The sequence below is a fragment of the Devosia sp. genome, assembly GCF_028290625.1.
Taxonomy (GTDB): Bacteria; Pseudomonadota; Alphaproteobacteria; order Rhizobiales; family Devosiaceae; genus Devosia.
This window is the reverse complement of the sequence record NZ_JAQGJM010000054.1, coordinates 1-3,813: the sequence shown is the minus strand read 5'-3', so window position 1 is coordinate 3,813 and position 3,813 is coordinate 1. Positions and strand designations below refer to the sequence as shown.

Sequence of the window (3,813 nt, the reverse complement as noted above, 5' to 3'; positions counted from 1 at the left end):
TCGCTTGTGGCCAACGCTCCGGCCTGCGCCGGAGCACGGCTTCCTCAGAAGGGATGGCTGTTCAATGAGCGAACCCCGCAAGATCCCCGCGCCCCAGCCCAATGTTGAGAACCAGCGCTTCTTCGATGCCGCCGCCGAGGGCAAATTGCTGATCGGCCAGTGCGATGCATGCGGCCAGCCGCATTATTACCCGCGCGCGCTTTGCCCGTTCTGCATGGCGGAGGCGCGTTGGGTCGAGAGCACCGGGCGGGGCGAAATCTACTCGCTGTCGACGATGCGGCGCGGCGCGGGGGCGCCGTTCACGCTCGCCTATGTCACGCTCGACGAAGGGCCGGCGGTGCTGACCAACATCGCGACCGACGACCACGATTCGTTGCGTATCGGCCAGCGCGTGGCGGTGACGTTCGTCCCCAGCGACGGCGGCCCGCCGGTGCCGATGTTCGCCCCGGAGTGACGCGCCTCCCCTTCAGTATGTGCTCCCGCGAAGGCGGGAGCCCAGAGTCGCGGGCGACGTCGCTTCTGACTCTGGATCCCCGCGTTCGCGGGGATACGGGACAGGAAATAACCCGGTGATCCAAATCCCCGGCGACGCCCGTACCCTCGCCGAGCGCGAAGCCGAGTATGATGCGTTCGTCGCCGCCAATCTGCGCCGCAACTTCATCGCGCATTTCTTCCACGGCATGCTCGGCATGACCGGTTTCCGGCTGATCTACGCGCCCACCTTCATGCCCACCTATATCCACCGCCTGACCGGATCGGACGCTTTGGTCGGGCTCGGCAGCGCGTTGCTCCAGTTGGGCGCGACGATCTCGCCGATCTTCAGCGCGTCGCGGTTCGAGACCAAGGAACGCATTCTCCCCTATGCGATCCGCACCGGGACGATGATGCGCGTGATGATCCTGGGGATGGCGCTGGCCGGCTGGTTCCTGACGGGCGACGTGCTGCTGGTCGTTACCCTCGCATTGTTCTTCCTGCTCGGCGCGTTCAACGGGACACAGCGCGTCGCCTTCCAGATGCTGATGGCCAAGGTCATCCCCTTGCAGCGGCGCGGGCGGTTGCAGGCGTATCGCAACGTCACCGGCGGGATCATCGCGGCCGCCTTGTCCTACGCCGCGGGGCGCTGGCTGATCGGCGGCAACGTGCTCGGCAACGGCTATGCCACGACGTTCTTCGTCGCGTTCGTGCTCACCAGCATGGGGCTGACCGTGCTGCGGCTGTGGATGGTCGAGCCGGTCCCCGTCAGCGTCCGCGCGCCGATGAAGTTCGTCGATCGCGTCAGGACCTTCCCGCAATTGCTCGAGGATCGCGGCTATCGCTGGTTCATCGTGGCGGAGGCGTGTTGCGTCGCCGCGCGGATCGGCACGCCGTTCTACATACTCTATGCCGGGCAGCAGCTCGGTCTGTCGGGCACGGTGATCGGCGAATTGTCGCTCGCCTATCTCGGCGCGGATACCGCGTCGAACCTGCTATGGGGCAATCTCGGCGACCGCACCGGCTATCGCTCGACCTTCGTGCTCGCGGCCGCGATCTGGGCCGGCGCGATCGTGCTGCTGCTGACCGTCCACCACCCCTGGGCCGTCTTCGTCGCGTTTTGCGGGCTGGGCGCGGGCGCGTCGGGGTATCAGATGAGCCAGCAGACGATGGTGCTCGAATTCGGCGAGCGCGCCGACGTGGCGATGCGGCTCGCGCTGTCGACCACGATAGAGGGGACGATCTCCGCGATCGGCCCGCTGATCGGTGGGCTGGTCGCGTATCGCTACGGTTACCCACCGGTGTTGTGGGTGTCGTTCGGTTTTCTCGGCCTCGCGGTGCTGCTCCTCATCTTCCGCGTGCGCGAACCGCGACAACGCCATGCGGAGCCCGTATTGGAGGGCGATCTCCCCAATCCCGAAAGCATGACATGACGCTCCCCACCCGCACGATCGGCCCCTTCACCGTCTCCGCGATCGGCCTCGGCTGCATGAACATCTGCCATGCCTATGGCACTTCGCCATCGGAGGACGAGGCCGGGCGGCTGCTCAACCGCGCGCTCGATCTGGGCGTGAGCTTTCTCGATACCGCCGCGATCTACGGCCTCGGGCAGAGCGAGCGGCTCATCCAGCGCCACGTCATGCACCGCAAGAACGAGTTCACGCTCGCGTCGAAATGCGTGATGGACGCGCCCGACGGAAAGACGCGGGTGCTCGACGGCAGCCCCGCCGCGATCACCGCGACGCTCGACCGCGCGCTCCAGCGGCTGAAGACCGACCATATCGACCTCTATTATCTCCACCGCCCCGACCGGAATGTTCCGATCGAGGAGTCGGTCGGTGCGCTGAAGGATGCCGTGCAAGCGGGCAAGATCGGCGCGATCGGGCTCAGCGAAATGGGTGCCGGCCTGATCCGCCGCGCACACGCCATCCACCCCATCGCCGCGGTCCAGAGCGAATATTCGCCGATGGTGCGCAACCCCGAAGTCGCGGTGCTCGACACGTGCCGCGAGCTCGGCATCGCGTTCGTCGCTTTCTCGCCCGTCGCGCGCGGGATGCTCGCCACGGGCGTACGCGACGACCAGTTCGAGAAGTACGACATCCGCCACACCATGCCGCGCTTCACCGGCGAGAATCTGGCGCACAATCTGGCGGTGGTGGCGAAGTTCGAGGCGCTGGCGCTGGAGGCCGGATGCACGCCGGCGCAGCTCGCGCTAGCCTGGGTGCTGGCGCAGGGCGACGACATCATCCCCATCCCCGGCACGCGCAGCATCGCGCATCTGGAAGAGGATGTCGCGGCGGCGACGATCACGGTCGCGCCCGACGTGCTGGAGGAAGCCGCGACTATCTTCGTGGGCACGATCCGCGGCGCGCGCTACGCCGCCTTCGCGCAGGCGACGGTCGATACCGAAACGCTTCCCGACGAAGAGCTGGCTTAGCCATGATCGTCATCCTGAACTTGTTTCAGGATCCATGTGCTTCACATCCCACCGGCGATCCGCTTCAGGAACGCGGATCGCCTGGATGCTGAAACAAGTTCAGCATGACGGAATGGCCGAAACCCTCAGCCCTCGTCGCGAAACTGCTCGTGGTGGCGAATCACTTCGTCGATGATGAAGCGCAGGAATTTCTCGCTGAATTCGGGGTCTAGCCGGGCATCGGCGGCGAGCTTGCGCAACCGCGCGATCTGGCGCTCCTCGCGGCCCGGATCGGCGGGCGGCAACCCGGCCTGCGCCTTGTAGCGGCCGACGGCTTGCGTCACCTTGAACCGCTCGGCGAGGATATGGACCAACGCCGCATCGATATTGTCGATGCTGCTGCGATAGCCGTCCAGCACGTCGTCGCTCATGTGTCCTCCCCGAGTCTCCCGCGTTCTGCGCATGCACGCCGGGATGCGCAAGCCGCGCTTGCCTTCACAGGCGCGCTCGGCCAAACGCCACCCACGATGAGCGCCACGATCCATCGCCTCGATCCCAGCCGCCCGGCGCCGAGCCTCGAGCCGATGATGAGCCTGGTCGCGGCCGACATGAACGCGGTCAATGCGGTGATCCTCGACCGCATGCAGTCCGAAATCCCGCTGATCCCCGAACTCGCCGGGCATTTGATCGCGGGCGGCGGCAAGCGGATGCGGCCGATTCTGACGCTCGCGAGCGCCAAGCTGCTCGGATACACCGGGACGCGGCATCACCGGCTGGCTGCGGCGGTCGAGTTCATCCACACCGCTACCTTGCTCCATGACGATGTCGTCGACGGCAGCGACCTGCGCCGCGGCAAGCGCACCGCGAACCTGATCTGGGGCAACCCCGCCAGCGTGCTGGTCGGCGATTTCCTGTTCAGCCGCTCC

General features: G+C 66.5%; 5 protein-coding genes. 4 read left to right on the top strand and 1 reads right to left on the bottom strand.

Going from position 1 to position 3,813, the window contains the following annotated elements:
- Positions 1-64 precede the first annotated feature (64 nt).
- The 3 genes from JWR51_RS23860 to JWR51_RS23850 all read left to right on the top strand — a co-directional run bounded on the left by JWR51_RS23860 (position 65) and on the right by JWR51_RS23850 (position 2,908).
- Positions 65-454, top strand: a complete 390-nt coding sequence (locus JWR51_RS23860; RefSeq protein ID WP_299753629.1) for an OB-fold domain-containing protein — start codon at positions 65-67, stop codon at positions 452-454.
- Between the two features lie 115 nt (positions 455-569).
- Entirely contained in the window at positions 570-1,904 is a 1,335-nt protein-coding gene (locus tag JWR51_RS23855) for an MFS transporter (RefSeq protein WP_299753627.1), read from the top strand.
- Complete coding sequence (locus JWR51_RS23850) at positions 1,901-2,908, top strand: aldo/keto reductase (protein ID WP_299753625.1); 1,008 nt, start codon at positions 1,901-1,903, stop codon at positions 2,906-2,908. The genes JWR51_RS23855 and JWR51_RS23850 overlap by 4 nt, the downstream gene beginning before the upstream one ends.
- Positions 2,909-3,033: 125 nt before the next feature.
- Here JWR51_RS23850 and JWR51_RS23845 read toward each other — a convergent pair whose 3' ends face one another.
- The gene (locus tag JWR51_RS23845) at positions 3,034-3,318 is read right to left on the bottom strand and encodes a chorismate mutase (RefSeq protein ID WP_299753623.1); all 285 of its coding nucleotides are present in this window, start codon (positions 3,316-3,318) and stop codon (positions 3,034-3,036) included.
- A 96-nt stretch (positions 3,319-3,414) separates the two neighbouring features.
- Between JWR51_RS23845 and JWR51_RS23840 the strand changes: the two genes are divergently transcribed.
- Positions 3,415-3,813: polyprenyl synthetase family protein (locus JWR51_RS23840; RefSeq protein WP_299753622.1), on the top strand; the 399-nt coding region annotated here is incomplete at its 3' end.